General features: G+C 60.9%; 27 protein-coding genes. 8 read left to right on the forward strand and 19 right to left on the reverse strand.

The genetic code is table 11. The features are described 5' to 3' along the window. Positions 1 to 2: 2 nt before the first annotated feature. The 12 genes from RDL77_RS08600 to phnG form a co-directional block, all read right to left on the reverse strand. On the reverse strand, positions 3 to 710 hold the full coding sequence (locus RDL77_RS08600; protein ID WP_223612880.1) for a DUF1045 domain-containing protein: 708 nt from the start codon (positions 708 to 710) through the stop codon (positions 3 to 5). A 65-nt stretch (positions 711 to 775) separates the two neighbouring features. After that, complete coding sequence (phnE, locus tag RDL77_RS08605; RefSeq protein WP_288192531.1) at positions 776 to 2,110, reverse strand: phosphonate ABC transporter, permease protein PhnE; 1,335 nt, start codon at positions 2,108 to 2,110, stop codon at positions 776 to 778. 9 nt (positions 2,111 to 2,119) lie between these two features. Then, complete coding sequence (gene phnE, locus RDL77_RS08610) at positions 2,120 to 3,079, reverse strand: phosphonate ABC transporter, permease protein PhnE (RefSeq protein WP_223612878.1); 960 nt, start codon at positions 3,077 to 3,079, stop codon at positions 2,120 to 2,122. 77 nt (positions 3,080 to 3,156) lie between these two features. After that, the gene (phnD, locus tag RDL77_RS08615) at positions 3,157 to 4,068 is read right to left on the reverse strand and encodes a phosphonate ABC transporter substrate-binding protein (RefSeq protein WP_223613473.1); all 912 of its coding nucleotides are present in this window, start codon (positions 4,066 to 4,068) and stop codon (positions 3,157 to 3,159) included. 84 nt (positions 4,069 to 4,152) lie between these two features. Then, positions 4,153 to 4,986, reverse strand: a complete 834-nt coding sequence (gene phnC, locus RDL77_RS08620; protein ID WP_223612877.1) for a phosphonate ABC transporter ATP-binding protein — start codon at positions 4,984 to 4,986, stop codon at positions 4,153 to 4,155. 98 nt (positions 4,987 to 5,084) lie between these two features. Beyond that, positions 5,085 to 5,699, reverse strand: coding sequence for a DapH/DapD/GlmU-related protein (locus tag RDL77_RS08625; protein ID WP_288192532.1), 615 nt, complete (start codon positions 5,697 to 5,699; stop codon positions 5,085 to 5,087). Next, on the reverse strand, positions 5,696 to 6,403 hold the full coding sequence (gene phnL / locus RDL77_RS08630; RefSeq protein WP_288192533.1) for a phosphonate C-P lyase system protein PhnL: 708 nt from the start codon (positions 6,401 to 6,403) through the stop codon (positions 5,696 to 5,698). Before phnL ends, RDL77_RS08625 begins: the two co-directional genes overlap by 4 nt. A 4-nt stretch (positions 6,404 to 6,407) precedes the next feature. Beyond that, positions 6,408 to 7,184, reverse strand: a complete 777-nt coding sequence (phnK, locus tag RDL77_RS08635) for a phosphonate C-P lyase system protein PhnK (protein WP_091877674.1) — start codon at positions 7,182 to 7,184, stop codon at positions 6,408 to 6,410. Between the two features lie 2 nt (positions 7,185 to 7,186). Then, a complete protein-coding gene (locus tag RDL77_RS08640) occupies positions 7,187 to 8,068 on the reverse strand; it encodes an alpha-D-ribose 1-methylphosphonate 5-phosphate C-P-lyase PhnJ (protein WP_182549213.1) in 882 nt (293 codons plus the stop codon). Next, positions 8,065 to 9,171: a carbon-phosphorus lyase complex subunit PhnI gene (locus RDL77_RS08645; RefSeq protein ID WP_288192534.1), complete on the reverse strand. Its 1,107-nt coding sequence runs from the start codon at positions 9,169 to 9,171 to the stop codon at positions 8,065 to 8,067. Before RDL77_RS08645 ends, RDL77_RS08640 begins: the two co-directional genes overlap by 4 nt. A gap of 3 nt (positions 9,172 to 9,174) precedes the next feature. Continuing rightward, complete coding sequence (gene phnH, locus RDL77_RS08650; RefSeq protein WP_288192535.1) at positions 9,175 to 9,786, reverse strand: phosphonate C-P lyase system protein PhnH; 612 nt, start codon at positions 9,784 to 9,786, stop codon at positions 9,175 to 9,177. Then, on the reverse strand, positions 9,786 to 10,274 hold the full coding sequence (gene phnG, locus RDL77_RS08655) for a phosphonate C-P lyase system protein PhnG (protein WP_288192536.1): 489 nt from the start codon (positions 10,272 to 10,274) through the stop codon (positions 9,786 to 9,788). Before phnG ends, phnH begins: the two co-directional genes overlap by 1 nt. 84 nt (positions 10,275 to 10,358) lie before the next feature. On the opposite strand from phnG, the gene phnF reads away from it, so the two are divergent. After that, a complete protein-coding gene (gene phnF / locus RDL77_RS08660; protein WP_288192537.1) occupies positions 10,359 to 11,105 on the forward strand; it encodes a phosphonate metabolism transcriptional regulator PhnF in 747 nt (248 codons plus the stop codon). On the opposite strand, the gene RDL77_RS08665 is transcribed toward phnF, so the two are convergent. From RDL77_RS08665 to RDL77_RS08675, 3 genes are read right to left on the reverse strand one after another with little or no spacing between them, the layout of a single operon-like run. Then, on the reverse strand, positions 11,106 to 11,726 hold the full coding sequence (locus RDL77_RS08665; RefSeq protein WP_223613472.1) for a ParB-like protein: 621 nt from the start codon (positions 11,724 to 11,726) through the stop codon (positions 11,106 to 11,108). An 8-nt stretch (positions 11,727 to 11,734) separates the two neighbouring features. After that, entirely contained in the window at positions 11,735 to 13,435 is a 1,701-nt protein-coding gene (locus RDL77_RS08670; protein ID WP_374042693.1) for a SulP family inorganic anion transporter, read from the reverse strand. Positions 13,436 to 13,471: 36 nt separating this feature from the next. Further along, positions 13,472 to 14,089 (reverse strand): pyridoxamine 5'-phosphate oxidase family protein, encoded by a 618-nt coding sequence (locus tag RDL77_RS08675; protein WP_288192539.1) that lies wholly within the window; start codon positions 14,087 to 14,089, stop codon positions 13,472 to 13,474. Positions 14,090 to 14,233: 144 nt separating this feature from the next. On the opposite strand from RDL77_RS08675, the gene RDL77_RS08680 reads away from it, so the two are divergent. Beyond that, on the forward strand, positions 14,234 to 15,151 hold the full coding sequence (locus tag RDL77_RS08680) for a sugar kinase (RefSeq protein ID WP_223612868.1): 918 nt from the start codon (positions 14,234 to 14,236) through the stop codon (positions 15,149 to 15,151). Positions 15,152 to 15,196: 45 nt separating this feature from the next. Here the strand turns inward: RDL77_RS08680 and RDL77_RS08685 are convergent, their stop codons facing one another. The 3 genes from RDL77_RS08685 to RDL77_RS08695 form a co-directional block, all read right to left on the reverse strand. Continuing rightward, positions 15,197 to 16,222 carry an aldose epimerase family protein gene (locus tag RDL77_RS08685; RefSeq protein ID WP_288192540.1) on the reverse strand — a complete coding sequence of 342 codons (1,026 nt, stop codon included), beginning with the start codon at positions 16,220 to 16,222 and terminating at the stop codon, positions 15,197 to 15,199. A 5-nt stretch (positions 16,223 to 16,227) separates the two neighbouring features. Then, complete coding sequence (locus RDL77_RS08690; protein ID WP_223612866.1) at positions 16,228 to 17,685, reverse strand: NAD-dependent succinate-semialdehyde dehydrogenase; 1,458 nt, start codon at positions 17,683 to 17,685, stop codon at positions 16,228 to 16,230. A gap of 131 nt (positions 17,686 to 17,816) precedes the next feature. Continuing rightward, a complete protein-coding gene (locus RDL77_RS08695) occupies positions 17,817 to 18,773 on the reverse strand; it encodes an AEC family transporter (RefSeq protein WP_288192541.1) in 957 nt (318 codons plus the stop codon). A 102-nt stretch (positions 18,774 to 18,875) separates the two neighbouring features. Here RDL77_RS08695 and RDL77_RS08700 point away from each other — a divergent pair, with 102 nt between their 5' ends. The 6 genes from RDL77_RS08700 (at position 18,876) to RDL77_RS08725 (ending at position 24,415) form a co-directional block, all read left to right on the forward strand. Further along, the gene (locus RDL77_RS08700) at positions 18,876 to 19,463 is read left to right on the forward strand and encodes a histidine phosphatase family protein (RefSeq protein WP_288192542.1); all 588 of its coding nucleotides are present in this window, start codon (positions 18,876 to 18,878) and stop codon (positions 19,461 to 19,463) included. A gap of 129 nt (positions 19,464 to 19,592) precedes the next feature. Further along, complete coding sequence (locus RDL77_RS08705; protein WP_105732333.1) at positions 19,593 to 19,874, forward strand: acyl carrier protein; 282 nt, start codon at positions 19,593 to 19,595, stop codon at positions 19,872 to 19,874. 70 nt (positions 19,875 to 19,944) lie between these two features. Continuing rightward, complete coding sequence (locus RDL77_RS08710; RefSeq protein WP_288192543.1) at positions 19,945 to 21,129, forward strand: beta-ketoacyl-ACP synthase; 1,185 nt, start codon at positions 19,945 to 19,947, stop codon at positions 21,127 to 21,129. A gap of 11 nt (positions 21,130 to 21,140) precedes the next feature. Next, positions 21,141 to 22,418: a beta-ketoacyl-ACP synthase gene (locus tag RDL77_RS08715; RefSeq protein WP_288192544.1), complete on the forward strand. Its 1,278-nt coding sequence runs from the start codon at positions 21,141 to 21,143 to the stop codon at positions 22,416 to 22,418. A gap of 28 nt (positions 22,419 to 22,446) precedes the next feature. Then, entirely contained in the window at positions 22,447 to 23,475 is a 1,029-nt protein-coding gene (locus tag RDL77_RS08720; protein ID WP_105732330.1) for a zinc-binding dehydrogenase, read from the forward strand. 7 nt (positions 23,476 to 23,482) lie between these two features. After that, the gene (locus tag RDL77_RS08725; RefSeq protein WP_288192545.1) at positions 23,483 to 24,415 is read left to right on the forward strand and encodes a lipid A biosynthesis lauroyl acyltransferase; all 933 of its coding nucleotides are present in this window, start codon (positions 23,483 to 23,485) and stop codon (positions 24,413 to 24,415) included. A gap of 26 nt (positions 24,416 to 24,441) precedes the next feature. Here RDL77_RS08725 and RDL77_RS08730 read toward each other — a convergent pair whose 3' ends face one another. After that, complete coding sequence (locus RDL77_RS08730) at positions 24,442 to 25,344, reverse strand: DmsC/YnfH family molybdoenzyme membrane anchor subunit (protein ID WP_288192546.1); 903 nt, start codon at positions 25,342 to 25,344, stop codon at positions 24,442 to 24,444. Between the last annotated feature and the right edge of the window lie 57 nt (positions 25,345 to 25,401).

A 25,401-nucleotide genomic window follows, 5' to 3' on the forward strand; every position in this document is an offset into this window, starting at 1 on the left:
GATCAGGCAGTCTTTCTACGGTTGGTTCCGGCCAGCGGATGCAGCGAGTGAATTTCAAAGGGGAAGCCCGGCTCGGCTTCCGTAAACAAAGCGAGATTGTTGATTTCGACTGGCTCTTCGAGGACTGGCTCCAGGAATTCACTCAAAATACGTTCGATTTTGGGCCGGTCACGCTCGGGAACCGGACCTGTCAGGGTCATATGGAAGCGGAAATCCTCGAAAACATAGGGATAGCCCCATTGTTCCAGATTGCGGCGCTGGGCCGGCGACAGTTTTTCCGGGTTGCGCCGCTTGATCTCCGCTTCGCTCGGCGGCGCGCGGAAACGGTCGAAGGCTACCGTCACGTCATTGGCCAGCTGGTTCAGCCTGTCCACCGGTTCCTCCGGCACGAGGGCGAAAAACCCGTCAAGATTGGCGATCGCCAGCTTGGGAATTTCAACCGGCTCGATGGAGGAGGCAAAATGCATGAGGGCCGAGAGAAGCTCGCGTTCTTCGATCCCGTCAGCCAGATGGAACGGCGCCTTCAGCGTTGCGTGAAAACCATAGCGGCGCGCCGGCTCCGTCAACTGTGCAAAATCCTCACGCGCCAGATCGCGAATCTGCGGCGGCTTCACCGGTTGACCGGTAAAAGCGTTGCGGCCAAGCCAGTTCGCCGCCACTTTCAATAGCGGGTCGGCCGATGGCGGCGTGAAGTAGATTGCATAGCGCATGGATGATTCCTCTGGAACAGTCTCGCGTTACGCTCCGATTATGACAAGCCTTTGAACGTCGAGATTTAATGTTGTGTCTTCCCGGTCAAACGGGATCGCAGCGCATTCGAGATGCCGTCAAAAATGAATATCACAACAAGGATGAGGACGACCATATAGGCAACATTGTGCCAGTTGGTGTTGGTGCGCATCGCTTCCCACAATTTCAGGCCGATACCGCCCGCACCCATGGCACCGATGATGGTGGCCGAGCGCGTGTTGGATTCCCAGAAATACAGCGCCTGACTGGCGAAAACCGGCAGAACCTGCGGCAGGACGCCATAACGCTGCACATTGGCCGGCGACGCACCGACAGACTTGACGCCCTCGCGTTGCTTGTCGTCGATATTTTCCAACGTTTCCGAATAGACCTTGCCGAGCGTACCGGTATCGGTGAAGAAAATCGCCGAAATACCGGCGAGCGGTCCCGGGCCAAAGGCGCGGGTGAAGAACAGCGCCCAGATCAGCATATCCACCGAGCGCAGGAAGTCGAAGAAGCGCTTGGTGATCTGGTTGGCGAAAAAGTTCGGCGTGATGTTGCGCGCGGCGACGAAGGCCAGCGGAAATGACAGCAGCGATGCCATCAGCGTGCCCATGAAGGCCATGACGATGGTCTGCAGCAGCTTTGTCCAGACATCGCCGTGCTGCCATGATGAGTTGAACCAGATATTGTCGAAGGCAAGCGATGCATTCGACATCTCGGGCTTGATGCGCTCGCCGCTGACGATCAGCGAGGCCACCTCGCCAAAGGACTTGCCCCAGAACGGCGAACTCGTATCGAAGACGAAATTCGCCCAGCCGAGGAACCGGCGGCTCACCACGACCCGCTGCGGAATGATATCGGCCTGCCCGGCAAAGCCGAAACTCACCGTCACCTGATCCTCTTTCAGGGTTGCCCAGCTTGGCAGTGGCCCCTGCGGCTTGGCACCATCCGTCGCGAGCAGAACGGTCAGATTCTCGCCGCCCCGCGTGACGATGACGCGTTGATCGTTGATATCGAGCTTCTTGTCCGAACCGAAGAGGATGGCGACATTGTTGCCGTCCTTCACCACCCAGCTCGGGTTCGGATTGTCGCCCAGCTCGGAAAACCGGGGATAGCTGACGGTCGCACCCGTCGGCCCCGGCCGCACCGTGGTCTTGATGGCATAGGACACCCAATCGCGGGCATAGAGTTCGGCACGCTGCCACTGGCCGCCGGCAAGCACGGTGCCGATGGAAAAGAACCACCAGCAATAGAACACATAGGCCACGATGCCCGCTGCAATCAGCACAGGCATGAAACGGCGCCAGAACGGCGGATTGAAGACGGCGGGATACCGGGTCTCGAAATCGGCAATGGTGTCGGCTGTGATAGCGCTCATGATATTATCCTAACCGCCAACGGTGAAGGCCTGCTCGCCAACGAGGCGGCGACGCAGCCATGCGGAAAACTGATCCACGGCAATGATCGTGACGAACAGGAGCAGGATGATCGCCAGCGTCTTGGCCTGATGCCCGCGCCCGATCGACAGGCGCAGCTCCTCGCCGATACCGCCGCCGCCAACGGCGCCGATGATGGTCGAGGCGCGCACGTTGATCTCGAGCCGCAGCAGAGCGTAGGACATGAAATTCGGCATGACCTGCGGCACGATGCCGAAGCCGACGCGTTCGAACCAGTTGGCGCCGACGGCGCGCAGCCCCTCATCCGCCTTCATATCGGCATTCTCGACGACTTCGAAGAACAGCTTGCCGAGAGCGCCGATCGTGTGGATGCCAACGGCGAACATGGCGGGGATGGGCCCCAGCGACAGGATGGCCGCAAAGAAACCGGCAATGACGATTTCCGGAAAGGCACGCAGGATTTCCATGTAACGGCGCGCGGCAAACCGGATGAAACGGTTCTTCACCAGATTCTTGGCCGCGAGAAAGCAGATCATGAAGCCGAAAATGAAACCGGCAAGCGTCGCCAGAATCGCGATATTGAGCGTTTCCAGCATCTTGTAGAAATATTCGGGCATGTAGAACCCGCCGAAGAGATAGACCCGCCCTTCCGGATAGTCGTATTTCAGGCTTCCGTCGAAATAGGGCGACGGCAGGTCGAACATGGCGCGCCAGACTTCCCATCCGTCGCGCGGAACCAGGTCCCCGGCAAAATCGAAGAGATGCGGCAAACGGTCGAAGAACTTGCCCGCATTGGATTCATTGGCAAACCACAGGGACCCGGCAATGGTGACCAGCAGTCCTATGGCGATGATCCAGCTATAGGCACGGCGGCGTCCGGCAAGCTCCTGCCAGTGCCGTTCGATCTGGATGCCGTCGGACGACAACTCAGGGGAAGCGGTTCTGCTCATTGCAAACATCCTTCAAGGTGCCGCAAACAAAATCACGGCCAGATCCGCAGAACTGGCCGTGACGATGCGTGACTGGCTTATCCGCCGATCTGCGCTTTGCGGGCGTCGATGATGGGCTGATAGAACTGGGTGTTGACCTCAGTATAGCTCTTGAAATCGCCGCCCATGGTGGCTGCGAAGCAGGCAGGATCGCTCTTCGGCAGATCGAGCATGAATGCCTTGAACTTGTTCTTCAGGTCGGCATCCAGCGAGGTGCGGATAACGATCGGGCCGTTCGGGATCAGCGGCGACTTCCAGAGTTCGACGAAATCCTTCATGTCGATCAGGCCCTTGTCGACCATCTTGCGCAGATTGCCTGAGGTGTAGCCTTCGTCGAACTTGCCGACGCCGGAGCCGAATGTCGTGCCGGCATCGAACTTGCCGTCCTTGACGGCGAGAACGAGGTTTTCATGACCGCCACCGAAACCGGTTTCAGAGAAGTATTCCTTGACCGAAGTCTTGATGTCCTTCGGCAGGGAGGTAACGGGGATCAGGTAACCGGATGTGGAGTCAGGATCGGCAAAGCCGAGCTTCTTGCCCTTCATGTCGGCCAGCGTCTTGATGCCGCTGTCCTTGCGGGCAACCATGATCGAGTAGTAACCGGTCGCGCCGTCGGTCTGGACGGTGGTCAGGATCGGCTCGACAGCCTTCGGATTGGTCAGGTAAATCTTGGCAAAGCCAGAAGCGCCCAGTTCCGCATAGTCGAGGGTGCCGCCGAGCAGGCCCTGGATGACGCCATCATAATCCGTCGCCGGGAACAGTTTGACGTCCTTGACGCCGAGAACCTTTGGCAGCTTGTCGACGATGCACTGGTAATTGCGCAGGCGGTCTGCTTCGTTTTCGCCGCCGATGATACCGACGCGAAAGGTCTCAAGGTTTTCGGCACGAGCCATCGAGCCTGCAAACACGGCGCTGATTGCAATCGCACCCATAAGGGCTTTCTTAAGCAACATGACTATCTCTCCTGTCAAAGCTTCCAAGGTTTTTTATGTGGACTTGAGCCCGTTACGTGGGCAAGCCGATCCGTTTAGCGCTCAACGCGCGGCCAAAATGGCCTCCAATTCGGGGATTGGTGTCGGCGCATGACGCGCAATGCTTGTCGATGTGATGGCTTCCGAGAACGCATCCTTCAGGCCATCAGCACCATAGATACGGCGGGCGGCAGCCTCGGTCAGATCGTCAGGTGTTCCGTCGAAAACCACCTTGCCGCCCTGCATGCCGATGATGCGCTCGCAGAAATGCCGCGCCGTATCGAGCGTATGCAGGTTGGTGATGACGGTGAGACCCTCTTTCTCATTGATGTCGCGAAGAGACTCCATCACCACCTGCGCATTGCGCGGATCGAGGGAGGCGATGGGTTCGTCGGCGAGAATGACTTTGGGGTTCTGCATCAGCGCCCGGGCGATGGCGACCCGCTGCTGCTGTCCGCCGGAGAGCGTTCCGGCCCGCTGCAGGGCGGTTTTGGCGATATCGAGCCGCTCAAGGGCGGCGATTGCCATGGCACGTTCTTCGCGTGAGAAAATGCCGAGAAGGCTTTTGATGGTGGATCGGTGGTTCAGGCGTCCAAGAAGGACATTGGTCAGGACATCGAGGCGGGGAACAAGGTTGAACTGCTGAAAGATCATCGCGCAATCGCGTTGCCAGGTTCGCAGCGCCGAGCCGTTGAGCTTGGCCACATCCTTGCCGTCGAAGATGATCGACCCTTCGGACGGGTCGATCAGGCGGTTGATCATGCGCAGCAGCGTCGACTTGCCTGCACCCGAGCGACCGATAACCCCAACCATCTGCCCCTGCGGGATTTCAACATTGACATTGTCGATGGCAATATTGCTGCCAAAGCGACGCGTCACGTTTTCAATCTTCAGCATAGGCCAATCCTTGTTGGTATTGCCCTGTCCTAAAGCCCTAGTGTGAAGGTGCGATGGCACTTTTATTGCACTTGCGTGACAACTGGGGATAGCAGAAGTCAGCCTGAATGTTTTTCGAGAAATGCCTCGATATCGAGGGCGCGAAAATCATCCAGAGCGCCGCGCAGGCGGGCGTGATCCCAGTCCCACCACGCCAGTGTTTGCAGGCGTTCCGCCGTCTTTTTGTCGAAACGGTCGCGGATTTTGCGGGCGGGAACACCGCCGACAATCGTATAGGGATCAACATCGCGTGAGACCACTGCCCCTGCCCCGATCACGGCGCCATCGCCGACGGTAACACCGGGCAAAACGGTCGCGCCATGGCCGATCCAGACGTCATGGCCGATACGCACCTGATTGGTCCGGCGCCATTCGAAAAATGACTCTTCCGGACCCGCATCGTCCCAGTAGTCACCGGCACGATAGGTGAAGTGATGCAGCGTTGGCCGCCACGTCGGATGATTGGTCGCATTGATGCGCGCACTCGCGGCAATATTGGCAAACTTGCCGATCGTGGCACACCAGACCGCACCGTCCTGCATGATGTAGGAATAATCGTCGAGTTTGGTTTCGCTGATGCGGCAGCGCTCGGAAATCTCCGTGTAACGGCCGAGTTCGCTGTCCTCGACGTGCGCGGTCGCGTGGATGAGCGGTGTTGGGGAAAGCCGGGTCATGCTGCCTCGCTCTGCACGGCAAATGCGGTCACATCGATGATGCGGTCGGCCACGGCCTCGCGCACATCCTCGTCATGGAAAATGCCGAGCATGGCGATACCCGCCTCCTTCTTGCTGCGGATCATCGAAACGACCACCTCGCGGTTTTTGGCGTCGAGCGAAGCCGTGGGCTCATCCAGAAGCAGGATCGGGTGATCGGTGATGAAACCGCGCGCAATATTGACGCGCTGCTGTTCACCGCCGGAGAAGGTGGCAGGCGGCAATGACCAGAGCCGTTCGGGCAGATTGAGCCCGGCAAGCAGGGCTGCGGCCTTGTCACGCGCTTCGGTGCGGTCGATGCCGCGCGCCACCAGCGGTTCGGCAACGACATCGAGCGCCGACACACGCGGCACGGTGCGCAGGAACTGGCTGACATAGCCGATCATGTCGCGGCGGACGCCGAGAACCGTGCGCGGATCAGCACTGGCAAGATCGACCAGCCGGTCGCCATAGGGCACGATGATCTGGCCTTGGTCGACGGCATAATTGCCATAGACCATTTTGAGGATCGAGCTTTTGCCCGCCCCGGACGGACCGCCGAGAACGGCACATTCACCCGCCTTGATGGAAAACGAGACATTCGCCACCACGGGCAGACGGATGCCGTCGCGCAGATGCATGGTGAAGCTCTTGGCGACATCGGAAACAACGAGAGGTGTTGGCATGATGCTAGACCTGCAGGATGGAGGAAACGAGAAGCTGGGTATAAGGTGCCTGCGGATCGTCAAGCACCCGGTCGGTCAGACCGGTTTCAACGATGTGGCCATCCTTCATCACCATCATCCGGTGTGAAAGCAGTCGGGCAACCGCCAGGTCGTGGGTGACGACAATAGCTGCCAATCCGAGATCGCTGACCAGCCCACGCAACAGATCGAGCAGACGGGCCTGCACGGATACGTCGAGACCGCCGGTCGGCTCATCCATGAAGACAAGCCGGGGATTGGTGACGAGATTGCGCGCGATCTGCAGGCGCTGGCGCATGCCGCCGGAAAAGGCGCGCGGCTGGTCGTCGATACGGTCGGAGGCGATTTCCACCCGGCCCAGCCAGTCGGTGGCCGTCGCACGGATATTGCCATAATGCCGGTCGCCGATGGCCATCAGCCGTTCGCCGACATTGGCACCGGCGGAGACTGTCATGCGCAAGCCATCGGCCGGATTCTGGTGCACGAAACCCCAGTCGGTGCGCATGAGGAAGCGGCGTTCCGCTTCGCTCAACCGGTAGAGATCGCGGAACTGACCATCGCGCATGCGGTATTCCACCGAGCCAGCCGACGGGGCAAGACGCGTTGCCAGGCAGTTGAGCAAAGTGGTCTTGCCCGAGCCGGATTCACCGACGATCGCCAGCACTTCACCCGGCCACAGCTCGAACGAGACATTCTGGCAGCCGATGCGGCTGCCATAGAATTTGGAGAGGTCCTTGACCTTCAAGAGAGGTGTATCGCTCATATTCATTCTGCTGCCTCCGCAGTATCCGCCGCCAGCGCACCGCGATGCCCCTTGGCCTGCCGGTCTTCACAAAAATCCGTATCCGAACAGACAAACATGCTGCCGCCCTTGTCATCCAAAATGACCTCGTCCAGATAGCTGCCCTTTGCCCCGCACAGGGCGCAAGGCTGGGAAAATGTCTGGATTTCAAAGGGATGATCCTCGAAATCAAGACTGACGACTTCCGTATAAGGCGGAACCGCATAGATGCGCTTTTCGCGCCCTGCCCCGAAAAGCTGCAATGCCGGAGACATATGCATCTTCGGATTGTCGAACTTCGGCGTCGGCGACGGATCCATCACATAACGCCCCTCGACCTTCACCGGATAGGCATAGGTGGTGGCGATATGGCCGTGGCGGGCAATGTCCTCATAGAGTTTGACGTGCATCAGGCCGTATTCTTCCAGCGCATGCATCTTGCGGGTTTCGGTCTCGCGCGGCTCCAGAAACCGCAACGGCTCGGGGATCGGCACCTGATAGACGAGAATTTGCCCGGCCTGCAGCTGTGCTTCGGGAATGCGGTGGCGCGTCTGGATGATCGTCGCATCCGCTGTTTTCGTCGTCACCCGGACATTGGCGACTTTCTGGAAAAAGGCCCGGATCGACACGGCATTGGTCGTGTCATCGGCGCCCTGGTCGATCACCTTCAACGTATCATCGGGTCCAAGAACGGCGGCGGTCACCTGTACGCCGCCGGTGCCCCAGCCATAGGGCATCGGCATTTCGCGCGAGGCGAACGGCACCTGATAACCCGGAATGGCAATGGCTTTCAGGATGGCGCGGCGGATCATCCGCTTGGTCTGTTCATCCAGATAGGCGAAATTATAGGTCGCTAGATCGGTCATTCTGCTGCCTCTTTGGTTTCGACGCCGTCCAGCCGGTTGCGCTCATGCTCGGCGCGCATGCGCCGGATCAGATCGAGTTCGGCCTGGAAATCCACGTAGTGCGGCAATTTCAGGTGCTCGACGAAGCCCGTCGACTGCACGTTGTCACTGTGGGAAATGACGAATTCCTCGTCCTGCGCGGTGGCGGTGATATCTTCGCCCAGCTCCCTTGCCCGCAGGGCACGGTCGCACAGCGACATCGACATGGCCTTGCGCTCGCTCTGGCCAAACACCAGGCCATAGCCGCGCGTGAACTGCGGCGGCTGCTTTGCCGACCCCTTGAACTGGTTGACCATCTGGCATTCGGTGACCCGGATGGTGCCGAGCGTCAGCGGAAAATCCAGCTCTGCCACCTCAAGTTCAACCTCGACCTCCCCGATGCGGATTTCACCGACAAAGGGATGGCTGCGGGCATAACCGCGCTGCGTCGAATAGGCGAGCCCGAGCAGAAAACCTTCATCGCCGCGTGCCAGCGCCTGCAGGCGCAGATCGCGTTCCAGCGGAAAGGTCAGCGGTTCGCGGGTCAAGTCGCCGGCAACTGCACCTTCCGGCAGGTCACCATCTTCCTCGATCATGCCGTCATGGCCGAGGATGTCGGTGACCCGGGGTGTGAAAACCTCCGGCTCGTCGCGCTGGTCTGGCGCTTCAATCGGTGCATCCACGGCAAGCTCAGGATCGAGCAGACGGTGGGTGTAATCGAATGTCGGGCCCAAAAGCTGCCCGCCGGGAAGATCCTTGAACGTGGCGGAAATGCGCCGTTCGATCTGCATCTGCGCCGTTTCAAGCGCCTTGGTATAGCCGAAACGGGGCAATGTGGTCCGGTAGGCACGCACGAGAAAAATTGCTTCGATCAGATCGCCGCGTGCCTGCTTGATGGCCAGAGCCGCAAGTTCAGGATCGTAGAGCGAGCCTTCAGCCATGACCCGGTCGACGGCCAGCGACATCTGCTCGACAATCTGATCGAGCTGGATGGGTGCCACATCCCGGTCGCCGCGGCGCCGGTCGGCCAGAAGCTTGTGCGCATTCCGGATGGCGGCTTCGCCGCCCTTGACTGCAACATACATGGTTCAGGCCTCCGTCTTCTTGATGCGCGTGGTGCGGGGCAGCGCGGCAAGCGCACCCTTACCGGCGAAGATCAGGTCGACACCGCGCGGGAAGGCCGCGCGATTGGCGATCCATTGATCGATAAACATTTTCGGCCGCTGGCTGGGTGAGAACGCCATGGAATCCTTGATCCCCGGCCCTTCGAGAACGAGCGTGTCCGCGCCGTCGAAACCATCGATCTGCAGGATCAGCGTCGTCGAACGATCAGGGTATTCCGACGTGCCGCGACAGAAGGATTCAAGCGAGGGCATCATTGCCACATCGCTGATCAGGGCAAAATCCGCATCCGCCGGTTCGCCGGTCAGTTCGAGACCCGTATGGAATTTCAGCCATCCCGTGCATGCCGCCGAACCCGAGATCGCCCGGTCGCACCACACCGTTGCATCATGATCGAACAGGGTTGCGGCAATCGACGCAGCGAGAGGCGTAAGCGGTGCAGGCGGCACGGCAAGATCGCTCACTTCCACGATCCTGCCGGGATTGGCCATGGCATCCATCAGCGCCCGGAAGACGGTTTGCGCGTTCAGCACGCTGTCGCTGAAACCGCCTTCGAAGATTTGTGTGTCGGAACGCATCAGTCGTCACCCCGTACCATTGTGAAAAAGTCGACCTTGGTGGCTGCCGTCTCGGCGTGCTTCAACGTGCGATTGCGTTCAAGGCGATCAGCGATTGGCGCAAGCACCACCTGTTCCACCGCTTCGCGGCATTCCGGCTGCTGCCAGAGCGCATCAAAGACCGCCGCGAGCTGCACCTTTTCCCGGTGACGCCCAAGCGCATAGGCATGCCCGACCGAACCATTGCCGAGCCGCACCGTTGCGCGCGTCACGGTCGCCTCGCCCAGGTTGAACGGCGCGCCGCCGCCGCCGATACGGCCGCGCAGCATGACGAGGCCGGTTTCCGGGCCGCGCAGGGTTTCTACCTCGGGCTTGTCGCCCCATCCGGCCCACAGGGCCGCTATTTCAGGCGCGGTGGCCTGCGCCAGCAGGGCCATGGCCGCCTTGCGCTGCAGATCCGGCGCGCTGCCGGTTTCCGTGGACTGTATATTTTCTTTGATCATTGACATCTCGCTCAGATTTGTCTATTTATCTATACAACTAGACAATAAACACACCTATAAATCCCGTCAATGACAGGAGCATGACAAAACGTGAAATCCGCACGATTCATCACCCGCAACAGCGGCGTTGCCATCTGGCGGCAGATTGCCGACCAGATTCGCGGCGACATCACGGCGGGCAAAATGCCGAGCGGTGCCAGGCTGCCGCCGGAGGTTACGCTGGCCGAACGATTCGCGGTCAACCGCCACACCATTCGCAGCGCCATTGCCGCCCTGACCAAGGAAGGCGTCCTGCGCGCCGAGCAGGGCCGTGGCACATTCGTTGCCAACAGCAGGAAGCTCACTTATCGCATCGGCGAACGGACACGGTTTTCCGAAATCATGTCGACGCAGGTGCGCGAGACAAAAGGTATCGTGCTGGGCCACAGCATCGAAGACCCGAGCGAAGAAGTGGCTTCGGCCCTCGGCATGACAGGCGGTCAGGTGATCAGGATCGATTCCATGCACACGGCGGACGGCAATCCGATCTCCTGTGCAACCGTATGGTTCGATATCGCGCGCGTTCCCAATATCGTCGAGGATTACCGGGCGTCAGGTTCCATCACCGCCGCCCTGAAGGCGGCCGGCATTGACGACTATCTGCGCAAATCGACCATCATCGCCGCGCGCCATGCGGATGCGGAGGATTTGCGGCACCTGCGCCTGTCGCCGGGCGCCATCGTTTTGGTCTCGACGGCGATCAATGTCGATATGGACGGTCATCCCATTGAATATGCCAGAAGCCGCTTTGCCGCCGACCGCATGGAGATCGCAATCGACGGCAAGTCGATGGTCTAGCTAATCCGTCACCGACCCGCACCAGCCCGGCAGATAGCCGGCGGCATCGCCCTTGGCTTCCTTGAGGGCGCGGTTGAGAGCAGCGTCAAAATCGGCTTCCACCGTCTTGCGGCCTATCCGGCGCCGCAGAAAATCCGCCCAGAGGAACTCGCTGAACGGCGTGGTGTCCTTGGCATAGCCGCCGGCACGGCGCAGTTCACCCGCAAGGCTGCGGAACGGATCGTCGTCAAGATCCTTGATCGCCTTGGGAATGGCCGCATAGTCACGGCGTTTGCCCTCCGCATCAAAGGGATGCATCCAGCCGCGATTGTCGAGAACCACCATGAACGCATCCTTCTCCAGCGATGACAGGTCGCTGACGACAGTGACAAGAATGTGTTTCACCCCCTCCTCGTGCAGCGCGCGCGCAAGATGGTGATGGTCGATGACGTAATTGCGCCTGTTCGGTCCAAGCACCACGGGGATCATGTGTTCGCCGAGAAACTTGCCGCCCTTCTCGCCCTTCTGCTGGCGCCATTTCTTGCGCTTTTCGTCCACTTCGCGCATGCCGACGGTGATCTGGGTCGGCCGCAGATCCTTGATCGCAACCGGCGTTACAATGGGTTCTCTCGTTCCGGATATCTGCATGATCATTCCCCTACGCTTGGTGCCAGTTTTCGGATGGCATCATCGACACTGTGAAAGATGTTGCCCGGCCCGAGCAAGGCGATAAGCCCGAACCGGGACAGGGCATTCTGCGCCCGGACCGATTCCAGCCGGGCTATGGCGAATTTCACATCGGCGTTCCGGCAGTAGTTTATCACGTCCGTCAGGGCCTGCGATGCCGTGTAATCGATCTCGATAATGCTGCTGGCTTCGAGGACAACGAGGTTGAGCGCCGGCCCGCTCGCATCGATGGTGCTGCACAGACCGCGCTTGAAATCATCGGCGTTGACAAAGGAAAGCGGCGCCTGAAACGCCACGACCAGCACACCGGGTATCTTCTCGCCGTCCCTGGCGGCGCTCGGCGGCCACCAGATCGAACTGCCGGGCACTTTTTCGAACTCGATGGGGCGGGCGCGCATCACGGCCCACAGGCCATGCAGCAGCGACAGCCCGATGCCGATGGTCACCCCCGATTCGATGGGCAGGGCGACGATCGCCGCCATGGTGATGAGGATCAGGCCGAATTCGCCCCGCGCTTCCCGGTAGACGGCAATAATCGTCGGCCAGCGGATGATCCTCTGGGCGACGAAAAGCAGGATGCCCGCCAGGGCAGCATGCGGCACGCTCGCCAGCAGCTGGCCGCCAAACGCCACCAGCGCCAGGACAATTGCCGCTGCGATCAGGCCGCTGATCTGCGATGTCCCGCCGGTTTCCGTGACAATCGCCGTGCGCGGCGGGCTGGCATTGACCGGAAAGGCGCCAAACAGCCCCGACAGGATGCTGCCCGCCCCCACGCCGACAAAATCGCGGTTGACGTCGGGCGCGGCGCCGTTCCTGGACACGAAAGACCGTGTCGTGGCGGCCGTTTGCACCATTACCACCACGGCGACCAGCAATGCGAGGGGCAGCAGGCTGCGCAATTGCTCAAAACCGATCTGCGGCAGGGCAACATGCGGCAGGCTGTTGGGAAGCGGGCCGAGAACCGTCACGCCGCGGCTTTGCAGGCCGAGCAGCACCACCGCAAGGGTGGAGACGACAAGCCCCAGCAGGGCGCCGGGTATCCGCGCATTGATCCGCTCGGACAGGAACACGATCAGGAACACACCCGCCCCGATGGCAACGCTGTACGGGTTGATCTGTCCGGCGCTGGCAATGGTTGCCGAGACACGCTGAAACACATCGCCCGACTGCGCGGCGATGCCCAGAAGGCCGGGCAATTGCGAGATGATGATGTGGATGGAAATACCGGCGAGAAAGCCCGTCGTGACCGGCACTGACAGAAGATCGGCAATCCAGCCGAGCCGGAAGATGCCGCTTGCCACAACGATCAGCCCGACAATCAGGCCGAGTGCTGCAGCCAGCAGGCCGAATTCGGGCGAGCCACTGGTGGCCAGCAGTGCGAGGCTGCCGGCAAAGATCGGCGTGATGGTCGAATCGGCCCCGGCGGAGAGATGGCGGCTGGCGCCGAAGATGGCAAAGGCCAGCGAACCCGCAATGAAGGCAAAGAAACCGATCTCGGGGGCAAAACCGCCGAGGCGTGCCGTTGCCATCTGTTCGGGGATGGCGATGGCCGCCAGCGTCAGGCCGGCAATGATATCGCCGTTGAGATCGGACAGCCTCCATCCCGCAAGCGCGCGGAACGGCAGCCAGTTCCTACCTCCGGTCACCGGATTGGAAGCACTCACCTGTTTCACCGAACGCCTCCATTGGATTGATGCAGTCTACCACATGGTTTTGGCCGCGCGTGCGGCCCATTCATTGTCGTAGGTTTCACCGCCCACGCGGTTTTCGCTCAGCGCCGCCAGCATCCGGCCCGGTGTCGGGAATTCATTCGGCGAGCGGAATTTCTCCGGGTTCCACAGTTCCGAGCGGATGAGCGCCCGCGCGCACTGGAAATAGGCTTCCTCGACTTCCATGACGAGAACGGAGCGCGGCGCCTTGCCATCCATGATGAAGCTGTCCAGCAGCGCCTGATCCGTATCGATGAACGCACGGCCGTTCACACGGAAAGTCGTGTTGAGACCGGGAATGAGGAACAGCAGGGCGACGCGCGGATCGCGCACGATATTGCGCAGCGAATCGATGCGGTTGTTGCCACGCCGGTCGGGCATCATCAGCGTCCGCTCGTCATGGATGCGGATGAACCCGGCCAGATCGCCGCGCGGCGAGCAATCGAGCCCCTCCGGCCCGCTCGTTGCCAGCGCCACAAAGGGCGAACCTTCGATCAGTTGCCGGTATTCCGGAATGATGCGGTCCGCCACCTTGGCGGTCGATGCTTCCGCTATCGCGCCATTGCCGTAAATGGCCTCAAGTTCATCAATTGTCGTGACGCGGGACAACGCAACCTCCTTCTGTGTCGTGCAAATGCGTTTGCCGTCTAACATCGCATGTTTAAGTCTTGATGACAGCCGGTATTTTTACCGAATGACAGCGGCATCGCACTCGTATATCAGTCGCACCGGATGCATGTTGAGGAGGTTTTCATGGGCGGGTTTGCAGCCATCGGCGAGTGTATGATCGAGCTGTCGGGAGCCAATGGCGACCAGTGGCGCATGGGATTTGCGGGCGATACGCTCAACACCAGCTGGTATGTGCGCGCCCTCACCGACGCCGATTTTGCCGTCGATTACGTCACGGCCTTCGGCGACGATCCGTTCTCGCTCAAGCAGCGGGCGTTCCTCGCGGAAAACGGCATCAACACCGCCCATAGCCCGGTTATCACGGGTGCACGCCCAGGCCTTTATGCCATCACGCTGACGGGTGTCGAACGCTCCTTCACCTATTGGCGCAACGATTCCGCCGCCCGCCATCTCGGCGACGATCCGCAGGCCCTGGCGCTCAGCCTCGATGGGCGCAAGATCATCTATTTCTCCGGCATCACCATGGGTATCTTGAGCCCGAAGAGCCGCCAGAACGTGCTGAACGCCGTCAGCAATGCGCGCCGTCAGGGCACGCTCGTCGCCTTCGACGCCAATTACCGGCCGCGCCTGTGGGAAAACGCCGAGACGGCCAGACAGGCGCTGATCGATGCCTACCACGTCGCCGACATCGCCCTGCCGACCTTCCCCGATGAAAATGCCCTGTTCGGCGACGCCACGCCCGAAGAAACGGCCGCGCGCATCGCCAGCTATGGCGTGCGGGAAATCGTGGTGAAGGACGGCACGGACCCCGCGCTCGTGGTTGCGGACGACCGGCAAAGCCGCGTCCCCGCTATCCGCGCCAACGCCGTGGACACGACGGGGGCCGGCGACAGTTTCAATGGCGGTTATATCGCTTCGCGTCTGGCCGGTCTTGAGCCCGTTGACGCCGCCGCCCGCGCCCACCGGGTCGCGGCGCGGGTCGTTGAGTTCCATGGCGCGCTGGCGCCGATGGGTGAAGCGCGCAAGGCATTCAGCCGCTAGAAGCGGCAGGCACTGTCATGCGTGGTTCGCCAAGCTCACCACGATCTAAACCTTGTGCTTCTTGAAGGTGTAGCGGGTCATCTGGCTGTATGTCTCGTCCGGACGCAGGATCGACTGCGGAAAGTAAGGGAAATGCGTCGAATCCGGCCAGTTCTGCGCTTCAAAGCAGAACCCGGCATAATCGGCATAGGTCTGCCCCGTCAGGCCGAGCGACGGTCGCCCGCCCAGCGTATTGGCCGCGTAGAACTGCACACCCGGCTCCGTGGTCAGCACCTGCATCTCGATGTTGCTGCGCGCGCCCTTGGCGGATGCCACCCATTGCAGGGGATGGCGCTGGCTGGAAACGCAGAAATTGTTGTCATAGACAACCTGCTTGCCGTCCTCTTCCTGCCGGATCGTCCGGTATTCGCGGAAATCATGCGCCGTTCCCGCAACAGGCAGGACGCGCCCGTCCGGAAGCAGGTCGCCATTGACGGCAAGGTAAGCTTCGGCACCGATCTTGACCTGATGATCCAGCACGTCGGTCAGGCCGCCATCATCGAGATTGAAATAGCTGTGATGCGCCAGATTGCAGATCGTCGGCTTGTCCGTCACCGCATCGAGGCGGATGGCCAGCGTCCCCTTGGATTCCAGCATATAGGTGCAGGTAATGGTGAGATTGCCGGGAAAGCCCATCTCGCCGTCGCCAAGCATGATCGTCAGCGTGACATAATCGGGGCCGACGGCCACGACGTTCCAGGTGCGCCGTCCCGCCCCGGCATCGCCGCCATGGATGTTGTGGATGCCATGGAAATTGCGCTGCAGGGCAAAGGTCTGGCCGTCAATGACGAGTTCGCCATCGCGAATGCGGTTGACCGTCCGCCCGATGGTCGCCCCGAGATAGGGCGAATGCGCGGGATAGTCGGCAAAGTCCTGATAGCCGAGAACCAGCGGGTGATCGTGATCCTTGAGGCGCAAATCCTGGATGACTGCGCCCCAGGTCAGGATTTTGGCGGTCAGCCCGCCGCCCGAGATGGTGATGCGGTGAACTGCCTCGCCATCGGGCGTATGGCCGAAAATTTCCGTATGCATCAAACTTACAGCCCCAGACCGCCAACGCAGACATATTTGGTGTCGAGATAGTCTTCGATACCCTGATGTCCGCCTTCCTTGCCGAGACCGGATTCCTTCAGGCCGCCAAACGGTGCTTCCACCGTGGTGATCATGCCTTCATTGACGCCGACCATGCCGTATTTCAGGCCTTCCGAAACCCGGAACACCCGTCCAAGGTCCTGCGTGTAGAAGTAGGAGGCAAGGCCGAACTGGGTGTTGTTGGCCAGATCGATCGCTTCCTGTTCCGTCTCGAATTTGTAGATGGGCGCGACAGGGCCGAAAATCTCTTCCGTGGTGAAGAGCATGTCGGGCGTGGCATCGCCGATCACCGTCGGTTCGAAGAAGCTGCCGCCGAGCGCATGGCGCTTGCCGCCGGTGACAATCCTGCCACCCTTTTCCTTGGCGTCCGCAATGAATTCCTCGACCTTGGCAACGGCCTTGTCGTCGATCAGCGGTCCCTGCTGCGTCCCCGCATCCAGACCGTTGCCGACCTTCAGCTTGTCCGTGGCCGCCGCAAATTTCTCGACAAACGCGTCGTAGATGCCGGACTGCACGAGGAAACGGTTGGTGCACACGCAGGTCTGGCCGGAATTGCGGAATTTGGCCGCGATGGCACCGTCCACGGCGCGGTTCAGATCCGCATCGTTGAACACGATGAACGGCGCATTGCCGCCCAGTTCCATCGACACCTTCTTCACGGTGTCGGCCGCCTGCTTGATCAGGATCTTGCCGATTTCCGTCGATCCGGTGAAGGTGATCTTGCGCACCAGCGGATTGCTGGTGATCTCGCCGCCGATTTCCGAGGCCGAACCGGTGAGAATGTTCACGACACCCTTGGGAATGCCGACCTCTTCGCACAGCGCGCCCCACACCAGGCCGGAATAGGGTGTCTGCGTTGCCGGCTTGACCACGGCCGTGCAGCCGGACGCCAGCGCCGGACCGATCTTGCGCGCAAGCATCGAGGATGGGAAATTCCACGGCGTGATCGCGCCGATGACGCCGAGCGGTTCTTTCGTCACGAGAATGCGCCGGTCGGCCCACGGGGATGGCACCACGTCGCCATAGGTGCGCCGTGCCTCTTCCGCATACCAGAGGATATAGGCGGCCGACATGCCGATCTCGCCTTTGGCTTCGGTCAGCGACTTGCCCTGCTCCAGCGTCAGAAGCTCGGCCAGCGCGTCCTGATTGTCGAGAATGGCATCGTGCAGCTTGCGCATCAGCTTGGAGCGTTCGAGCACGGATGTCTTGCGCCATGTCTTGAAGGCTTCGGCGGCGGCGTCGATGGCGCGCCGCGTTTCCGCCTTGCCGGAATTGGGGACGGTGCCGATCTTCAGGCCGGTTGCAGGGTTGATGACGTCAATCGTCTTGCCGGAATCTGCGGCCACCCATTCGCCATTGATCAGATTGGCCTGTTTCATGAACTGGCTGGATTTCTGCAACATCATGTTTCTCCCTGAAATGTAAGGCGGAGCGTTTGGTCCACTGATTTTGTGAGTTCCGTGAGAGGCAGCCCGGAATGGCGCCCGTGGCCGTCACCCTGCTCCTTTTTCGTCAAAGCTGCAACAACCTTCCCCTATCCGAAAAAGTGGGTCGCTATCGTGACCCAGAACACCATTGTCACCGCCGACAGCGCCGTCGCGATGACCATCGAGTTGGAAGCCAGGGCCTCGGCGGTCCGGAATTTTGTTGCTATGAGGTACGAATTCACGCCTGCCGGCAGTGCTGCCGACACCACGGCGATCTTGGCGGTGAACGGCGGCAGGCCGATGGCCAGCGCGACCCCCAGCACAACCGCAGGCATGACGAAGAGTTTGATCGTCGCGATGACCAGCGACGCGGCGAGATGGCCGGATATGCCGAACTTCTTCAAGCCCATGCCCATGGCGAACAGCGCCACCGGTCCGGCGACGCTCCCCAAGAGCTGCACCAGGGAATCGACGACGGATGGCAGGTGCAGGCCCGTCGAGCGCCACAGCCACCCGGCCAGAATGCCGAGAACGAAGGGATTGCGCAGGAGGCTGCGGAAAAACGACACGACGACCGTGCGCAGGCTCCCCTCTCCCTGGAACACGCCGTCCCGCCGCAGCGCGATCTCGTGCAGGGTGATCGAGGCGGCCATGACGCTCGGCATGTGAACGGCAACGATCAGCGACAGGATGGCAAACCCGTCCTGACCATAGACCCCGAGCATGAGCGGCATGCCGAGGAATACGAGATTGGAAAAGGCGCCGGAAACCCCGGCAACGACACCGGCGCGATTATCCCGGCCAAAGATCACCTTGATCGCCAGATCGGACAGCGCCCAGGCGACGGCAAGCCCGATGAAATAGGCGGCCCACAGGCCCCACGGGGCCGAACCGTGAAAATCCGCCGTCACCATGGTGCGGAACAGCAGCAAGGGAGCGGCAATCATGAAAACAAATTCGGAAAGCCCGTCGCCCACGCGTTCATCGAGCAGCTTGAAGTGCGCCGCGGCATAAGCGACGGCAATCACTCCAAAAACCACGATGATTGTTTGAACGAGACCCATTGTCTCCGCAATAGGCCCGCGGCAGTGCCTGCGCAAGGCAATCGAAGTTCTTCACTTTATTTTTTTTGGCCAAAACCCCATCTGCGCTGCTAAGGAGATTGAATGTTGAAGCATTCGCGATTTTACGTCCTTCCGGCACTCTCGCTCGTTCTGGGCGTATTCCTATCCATTCCAACGGCATTGGCGACCGATGCGGCCTGGGCCAGGCTGACGCGCGGCGGCTATACCGTCCTGCTGCAGGGCGCCGATGCGTCGGGCAGTTTGAGCCCCTCTACAGACACTTCCACCGACTGCACGCAGGTCCGCACGCTGTCCGACCGCGGTCACCAGCTGGCGCAGAAGCTCGGCGCCCGCTTTGCCGCAAAGTCGGTGCGAATCGACAAGGTTCTGAGCAGCCCCGTCTGCAATGCGCAGGAAACCGCCCGGCTGGCCTTCGGCGCAGCGCCCATGGAAATTGTCAGCGCGCTTGGACCTTTGGCGGATGACGACGCGGGGAAACAATCGCAGATTGACCAGATTCGCGCCATGATTGCGGAATTCAAAAGTTCCGGCAATCTGGTAATGATGACCGACCGTGCCAATATAACCGCACTGACCGGCATTGTTCCTCGCCCGACGGAAGCGGTGGTGGTCTCGCCTCCCGAAGCGGGTGAAACGGTTCATATTGCGGGCAGGATCATTTTCGACTGACGGCGGAATATGCTGGAGTAACAAGGGATAGGGCAATTCGGTCTTTCCCTTGGCCGTGAAAAACGCTAGATACCGCGTCATCAGACATCAGTGCCTTTACGAGGGCACCGGAAGCAAAAGGAAACTGAATTGACCTCAACATTCGACAAGGTCGCCGATATCATCGCTGAAACCAGTGAAATCGACCGCGATTCCATCACGCCGGAAAGCCACACGATTGACGATCTCGGCATCGATAGCCTTGACTTCCTCGACATCGTTTTTGCCATCGACAAGGCCTTCGGTATCAAGATCCCGCTCGAGCAGTGGACGCAGGAAGTCAATGACGGCAAGGTCCCGACCGAGGAATATTTCGTGTTGAAGAACCTGTGCGCCAAGATCGACGAACTCGTCGCCGCCAAGAAGGCCTGATTTCTGGAAATCCATTCTAGTGGTACCATCCACCTAACCGGGTGCACCGTATAAGCGGTGTTGCGAGACAATGCAGAACAACACCGTCGTTATCACTGGCATCGGACTGATTTCATCCCTGGGTGAAGGCGCCGATGCCCATTGGCAGGCACTGAACGGTTCCGCCGGTCCGCGCGTCGATAGCGAGACGTTCAAGCCCTATACGGTTCACCCGCTCGGTGAGGTCGACTGGAACAACCAGATCCCGAAGCGCGGCGATCAGCGGCAGATGGAGACCTGGCAGCGCCTGGGAACCTATGCCGCCGGCCTCGCCCTGCAGGATGCCGGGATCAAGGACGACGAAGCGCTCTGCTCGACCATGGACATGGTTGTAGCCGCTGGTGGCGGCGAGCGCGATGTCACCGTCGACACCCAGATTCTGGCCGAAGCGCGCGTGCGCAACGATCTCGGCACCATGCTCAATGAAAAGCTGACGACCGAACTGCGCCCCACGCTGTTCCTGGCGCAGTTGTCCAATCTGCTCGCCGGCAATATTTCAATCGTTCATAAAGTGACCGGCTCGTCGCGCACATTCATGGGCGAAGAAGGCGCCGGCATTTCCGCTCTCGATACGGCTGCCGCCCGCATCCGCTCCGGCCAGAGCACGCATGCGCTCGTCGGCGGCTCCTACAATTCCGAACATCCCGACATGCTGCTTGGCTACGAGCTCAATGGCATGCTGAAATCCGATGGCTGGGCACCGCTCTGGCAGCGCGAAGGCTCGGCAGGTGGCGGTGTTATCACCGGTTCCGGCGGCGCATTCCTTGTTCTCGAAAGCGCCGACCATGCGGCCAAGCGCGGCGCCCGCGTCTATGCGGCCATCGACGGCATCTACAGCGCGCAGATCCGCCGCAAGCGCGAAGACCTGAAGGAAACCATTGCCAAGCTGGTTGGTGCTGCCAGCGCCGACAAGCCCGCCGGGCTGATTGTATCCGGCGCAACCGGTGCACACGGCATCACAGCAACGGAAAAGCAGGCGCTCGATGTGTTCGCCTCCGCCGCTGTGCGCGGCGTTGCCGGCAGGATCGGGCATCTGCGCGAAGCACAGTTCCCGCTCGCCGTCGGCCTCGCAGCCCTCAGCCTGTTTCATGGCGCGGCGTTCCCGCCCATCGATGCAAAAAATGAAAAGGCCGCTTCCAGCGGTCTCGATACGGCACTGGCGACCTCGATCGGCGCAACCCGGGGCGAAGGCGTCGCTCGCCTCGTCAAAGTTTGAGAGATTGGCATATGTCAAAATATACTGACCATCTAGGCCGCCCGCTCGTTGCCGTCACCGGTCTTGGCGTTGTCTCCTCGCTCGGACAGGGCAAGCAGGATAACTGGGCCGCACTGACTTCGGGCACATCGGGCATTCACACGATCACCCGCTTTGCCCTCGACAATCTGCGCACGCAGATCGCCGGTACCGTGGATTTCCTCAAGGAGAGCGACGAAGGCGCGTCGGCGCTGTCGGAAAAACTGGCCTCGCTTGCCGCCGAGGAAGCCATTGCACAGGCCGGTTTCGACACGGAGAATTTCGGCGGCCCCCTGTTCCTCGCCGCGCCGCCGGTGGAGCTGGAATGGCGCAACCGCTTCGCGCTCGACGCTCTGGTGAAGAGCGAGGGTGAGCCGGGCTATGCCCTGCTCCCCGCCGCCTGCCGCCGCGGAACGCAGGAAGCCATGTTCCACACCACCGAATTCGGCTACATCGCCGAGCGCCTTGCCGACACGTTCGGCACGCGCGGCCTGCCGATCACCCTGTCGACCGCCTGTGCATCGGGCGCCACAGCCATTCAGCTCGGCGTCGAGGCCATCCGGCGCGGTGAGAGCGACCGGGTCCTGTCCATTGGCACGGACGGTTCGGTTTCGGCCGAAGCGCTGGTCCGCTTCTCCCTGCTGTCGGCGCTATCCACCCAGAACAATCCGGCTCACAAGGCGGCAAAACCTTTCTCGAAGGATCGTGATGGTTTTGTCATGGCCGAAGGCTCCGGCGCACTGGTGATGGAATCGCTGGAATCAGCCGTTGCACGCGGCGCCAAGATTCTCGGCATCATGCGCGGTTGCGGCGAAAAGGCCGATGATTTCCACCGCACCCGGTCGAAGCCCGACGGCTCGCCGGCCATCGGCGCGGTGCGTGCCGCGCTTGACGATGCGGGCATCAAGGAAGACGCGATCAACTACATCAACGCGCATGGCACCTCGACGCCCGAGAACGACAAGATGGAATATCTCGCGCTCTCGACCGTCTTCGGCGAGCGCATTTCCACGCTGCCGCTCTCGTCCAACAAGTCGATGATCGGCCACACGCTGACGGCTGCCGGTGCGATTGAAGCCGTGTTCTCGATGCTGACCATCGGGACGGGAACCATCCCGCCGACGATCAACTATGACAATCCCGATCCCGCCATCGTGCTCGATGTGGTGCCCAATGTGAAGCGTGAAGCCAGCGTCTCCGCCGTGCTTTCCAGCTCTTTTGGCTTCGGCGGACAAAATACGTGTCTTGTCATGACGGCAGAACCGCACTAATCCCTCTCCGAAAAGGAAAACGGATAATATGCGCGCATTACAGCTGATCGAAGACCGCAAGCTCGAGATTGTCGACATTGCACCCCCGCCCCCGCCCGGCCCCGGTGAAGTAACGGTCAATATCAGGGCTGTTGCTCTCAACCACATCGACGTCTGGGGCTGGCGCGGCATGGCTTTCGCCAAGCGCAAGATGCCGCTGACCATCGGCGCGGAAGCATCAGGTGTGGTCGATGCCATCGGCCCCGGCGTTGCCAACCTCCTGCCCGGCCAGCTCGTGTCGATCTATGGTGCGCAGACCTGCGGACTGTGCCGTCCCTGCCGCGAAGGCCGCGACAATCTCTGCGAGCATGTCTCCGGCGTACACGGCTTCCATCTCGATGGCTTTGCCCAGGAAAAGGTGAACCTCAAGGCCCGCCTGCTGGTTCCCGCCCCTCCCGGTGTCGACGAGATCGGCGCGGCCGTTGCCCCCGTCACATTCGGCACGGTCGAGCACATGCTGTTCGACAATGCCAAGCTCGAACCCGGCGAGACCATTCTCGTGCATGCGGGCGGTTCCGGCATCGGTTCGGCGGCGATCCAGCTGGCCAAAAAAATCGGCTGCACGGTCATCACCACCGTCGGTTCCGACGAAAAGATCGAAAGGGCCAAGGCGCTCGGCGCCGACCACGTCATCAATTACCGCGAAGACCGCTTTGAAGGCGTCGTGCGCAAGCTGACCAAGAAGAAGGGCGTTGATGTCGTCTTCGAGCACGTCGGTGCCGATACCTGGGCCGGGTCCATGCTGTCGCTGCGGCGCGGCGGAAGGCTCGTCACCTGCGGCTCGACTTCGGGCGTTTCCACCAGCATGAACCTGATGATGCTGTTCCAGCAGCAGCTGAAGCTGCTCGGCTCCTTCGGCTGCCGCATGGAGAACATGGCCGATGCCATGCAGAAGATGGCGCGCGGTCTGGTCCATCCGGTCATCGACACGGAAGTCGGTTTCGACGACATCGATACGGCATTGAAGCGGATGGAAGGCCGGGACGTCTTCGGCAAGATCATCCTGCGCGTCAACTGAGCCGCGCATGAATCTGAAATTCAAACTTGCCCTGTTCCGCTGGGGCCAGAAGTTGAAGACATTCAACTACTGGCTGTCGGCGCATGCGATTTTCGGCGTGCTGTTCCTCCTGCGGCTGCTGCCGGCGAAAGCGGCAACGAATTTCATTGATGCTTCGGCACGCCGCATAGGCCCGCTGATGGGGCGTCATCGCGTCGCCATGACCAATCTGCGCATGGCCTATCCGGAAAAATCCGAAGAAGAACTGCAGCTGATCGCCCGCGACATGTGGAGCAGCATGGCCCGCCTCACCGCGGAATATGTCTTTCTCGACGCAATCTTCGATTATGACCCGCACAGCGACACGCCGGGCCTGATCGAAGTGCAGGGCCGCGAAATCTTTGAACGCATCCGCGACGAGAGCGACCGCCCGCATATCTTCTTCACGGCCCATTCCGGCAATTTCGAACTGCTGCCGATCTGCGCCGCGACGTTCGATCTCAACGTCACCGCGCTGTTCCGCCCGCCGAACAATCCCTATGTCGCGAAGAAAATCCTCAGCGCGCGCCGCACCAATATGGGCCACCTCGTGCCGTCCAAGGCGGGTGCCGCCTGGTCGCTGGCCAGCGTTCTCAATACCAACGGCAATGTGGGCATGCTGGTCGACCAGAAATTCCATCGCGGCGTTGCCTCGACCTTCTTCAACCGCCCCTGCAAGACCAATCCGCTTCTGGCCAAGCTGGCGCGGCAGTATGATTGCGATGTCTATCCGGCGCGCTGCGTCCGCCTGCCCGGCGGCCGTTTCCGGCTGGAGCTGGAAGAAAAGATGGAACTGCCCCGCGATGAAACCGGCGCGGTCGACATTGCCCGCACGGTTCAGCTGGTCAATGACAAGGTCGAAACCTGGGTGCGGGAATATCCCGGCCAATGGATGTGGTTCCACAAGCGCTGGAATGCCTAAGTGAGCGGCGACTGCCGCTCGCGCCGTCAATAATAATTCATCACCGCATGTTTCGCCTCGGCGAAAAACAGCCAGCGCTCGACGAACAGGCCGACGAGATGCGTGATAACGGCAATGACCATCAGGCAGAGGCCGAGCACACCGCCGACAGCCATCGCCGTCAGCAGCGCCAGAACCGGCAGCAGAATGCCGCTGGCAAAGGCGATGACCCAGAGTTTTTCAGCGTGTTTTCGGGCGACGCGAAATCCCATTTCCCGGGTGAGATAATTGTCCAGCGCATGCGGGCGTTCGAGCAGCCGCACTGTGCCGATACCGCCCAGTCCGGTGGCGCTTTCCGGCGTTGACAGCGGAACAAGCGTCCTTGCCCGCTTGCGCCAGACCATTTTCGCGACAAGTGCCAGCAGCACGAGCAGCAATGCCAGCAGTTGCAGTGGCAATCCGCGCGGTCCAGCGAAAAAAGCCGCCAGCAGCGCACCGCCCGCAAGGGAAAACAGCAGGAAGCAGAGCGGCGTCAGCCGGGTGTGCCAGGAATCCACGGTTTTCAGCGATGCATAGATCATCGAGGTGCAATAGACCGTGATCAGCGCACCGAGCACCGTGATCAGGCCGAGAATGCCATCCTGCCGGTTCATGAACAGACAGAGAGCCGCGTTCGACGTCAGCGGAACGAAGGTGGCAATCGCCATCACGCCTTCGCGCGACAGCCAGCTTGACCGCCACTGGCTCAGTGCCCGCCATGCCCGCTGCGGGTTGCCGAGATGCAGGAGCGATGCCAGGAGGCCGATGCTGATCAGCGCAAGGGCTGTCACATAAGCGATCTTGGTCGGCAATGCTGACGGGTCGAGAAACCCCAGCCCCAGCATAACGGCGAGGCCATAGCCAAGGCCCGACAGCGTGGTGAAGATGATGATCGAATAGGCCGGATGCATTCAGCGCATCCTTGGGGATGAATATTCACCCCCCTCTGTCCTGCCGGACATCTCCCC

Origin of the sequence: uncultured Phyllobacterium sp. (assembly GCF_902479695.1) — a bacterium.
GTDB lineage: Bacteria > Pseudomonadota > Alphaproteobacteria > Rhizobiales > Rhizobiaceae > Phyllobacterium > Phyllobacterium calauticae.

Excerpts from the sequence above, each read along its gene's own strand:
- RDL77_RS08645 (WP_288192534.1), bottom strand. The coding sequence starts at position 9,171 with ATGTATGTTGCAGTCAAGGGCGGCGAAGCCGCCATCCGGAATGCGCAC.
- phnL (WP_288192533.1), bottom strand. The coding sequence starts at position 6,403 with ATGCCAACACCTCTCGTTGTTTCCGATGTCGCCAAGAGCTTCACCATG.
- RDL77_RS08720 (WP_105732330.1), top strand. The coding sequence starts at position 22,447 with ATGCGCGCATTACAGCTGATCGAAGACCGCAAGCTCGAGATTGTCGAC.
- phnK (WP_091877674.1), bottom strand. The coding sequence starts at position 7,184 with ATGAGCGATACACCTCTCTTGAAGGTCAAGGACCTCTCCAAATTCTAT.
- RDL77_RS08640 (WP_182549213.1), bottom strand. The coding sequence starts at position 8,068 with ATGACCGATCTAGCGACCTATAATTTCGCCTATCTGGATGAACAGACC.
- RDL77_RS08725 (WP_288192545.1), top strand. The coding sequence starts at position 23,483 with ATGAATCTGAAATTCAAACTTGCCCTGTTCCGCTGGGGCCAGAAGTTG.
- phnG (WP_288192536.1), bottom strand. The coding sequence starts at position 10,274 with ATGTCAATGATCAAAGAAAATATACAGTCCACGGAAACCGGCAGCGCG.
- RDL77_RS08600 (WP_223612880.1), bottom strand. The coding sequence starts at position 710 with ATGCGCTATGCAATCTACTTCACGCCGCCATCGGCCGACCCGCTATTG.
- RDL77_RS08715 (WP_288192544.1), top strand. The coding sequence starts at position 21,141 with ATGTCAAAATATACTGACCATCTAGGCCGCCCGCTCGTTGCCGTCACC.
- RDL77_RS08690 (WP_223612866.1), bottom strand. The coding sequence starts at position 17,685 with ATGTTGCAGAAATCCAGCCAGTTCATGAAACAGGCCAATCTGATCAAT.
- phnE (WP_288192531.1), bottom strand. The coding sequence starts at position 2,110 with ATGAGCGCTATCACAGCCGACACCATTGCCGATTTCGAGACCCGGTAT.
- RDL77_RS08680 (WP_223612868.1), top strand. The coding sequence starts at position 14,234 with ATGGGCGGGTTTGCAGCCATCGGCGAGTGTATGATCGAGCTGTCGGGA.
- phnC (WP_223612877.1), bottom strand. The coding sequence starts at position 4,986 with ATGCTGAAGATTGAAAACGTGACGCGTCGCTTTGGCAGCAATATTGCC.
- RDL77_RS08685 (WP_288192540.1), bottom strand. The coding sequence starts at position 16,222 with ATGCATACGGAAATTTTCGGCCATACGCCCGATGGCGAGGCAGTTCAC.
- RDL77_RS08730 (WP_288192546.1), bottom strand. The coding sequence starts at position 25,344 with ATGCATCCGGCCTATTCGATCATCATCTTCACCACGCTGTCGGGCCTT.
- RDL77_RS08710 (WP_288192543.1), top strand. The coding sequence starts at position 19,945 with ATGCAGAACAACACCGTCGTTATCACTGGCATCGGACTGATTTCATCC.
- phnE (WP_223612878.1), bottom strand. The coding sequence starts at position 3,079 with ATGAGCAGAACCGCTTCCCCTGAGTTGTCGTCCGACGGCATCCAGATC.
- RDL77_RS08695 (WP_288192541.1), bottom strand. The coding sequence starts at position 18,773 with ATGGGTCTCGTTCAAACAATCATCGTGGTTTTTGGAGTGATTGCCGTC.
- phnH (WP_288192535.1), bottom strand. The coding sequence starts at position 9,786 with ATGCGTTCCGACACACAAATCTTCGAAGGCGGTTTCAGCGACAGCGTG.
- RDL77_RS08700 (WP_288192542.1), top strand. The coding sequence starts at position 18,876 with ATGTTGAAGCATTCGCGATTTTACGTCCTTCCGGCACTCTCGCTCGTT.
- RDL77_RS08625 (WP_288192532.1), bottom strand. The coding sequence starts at position 5,699 with ATGACCCGGCTTTCCCCAACACCGCTCATCCACGCGACCGCGCACGTC.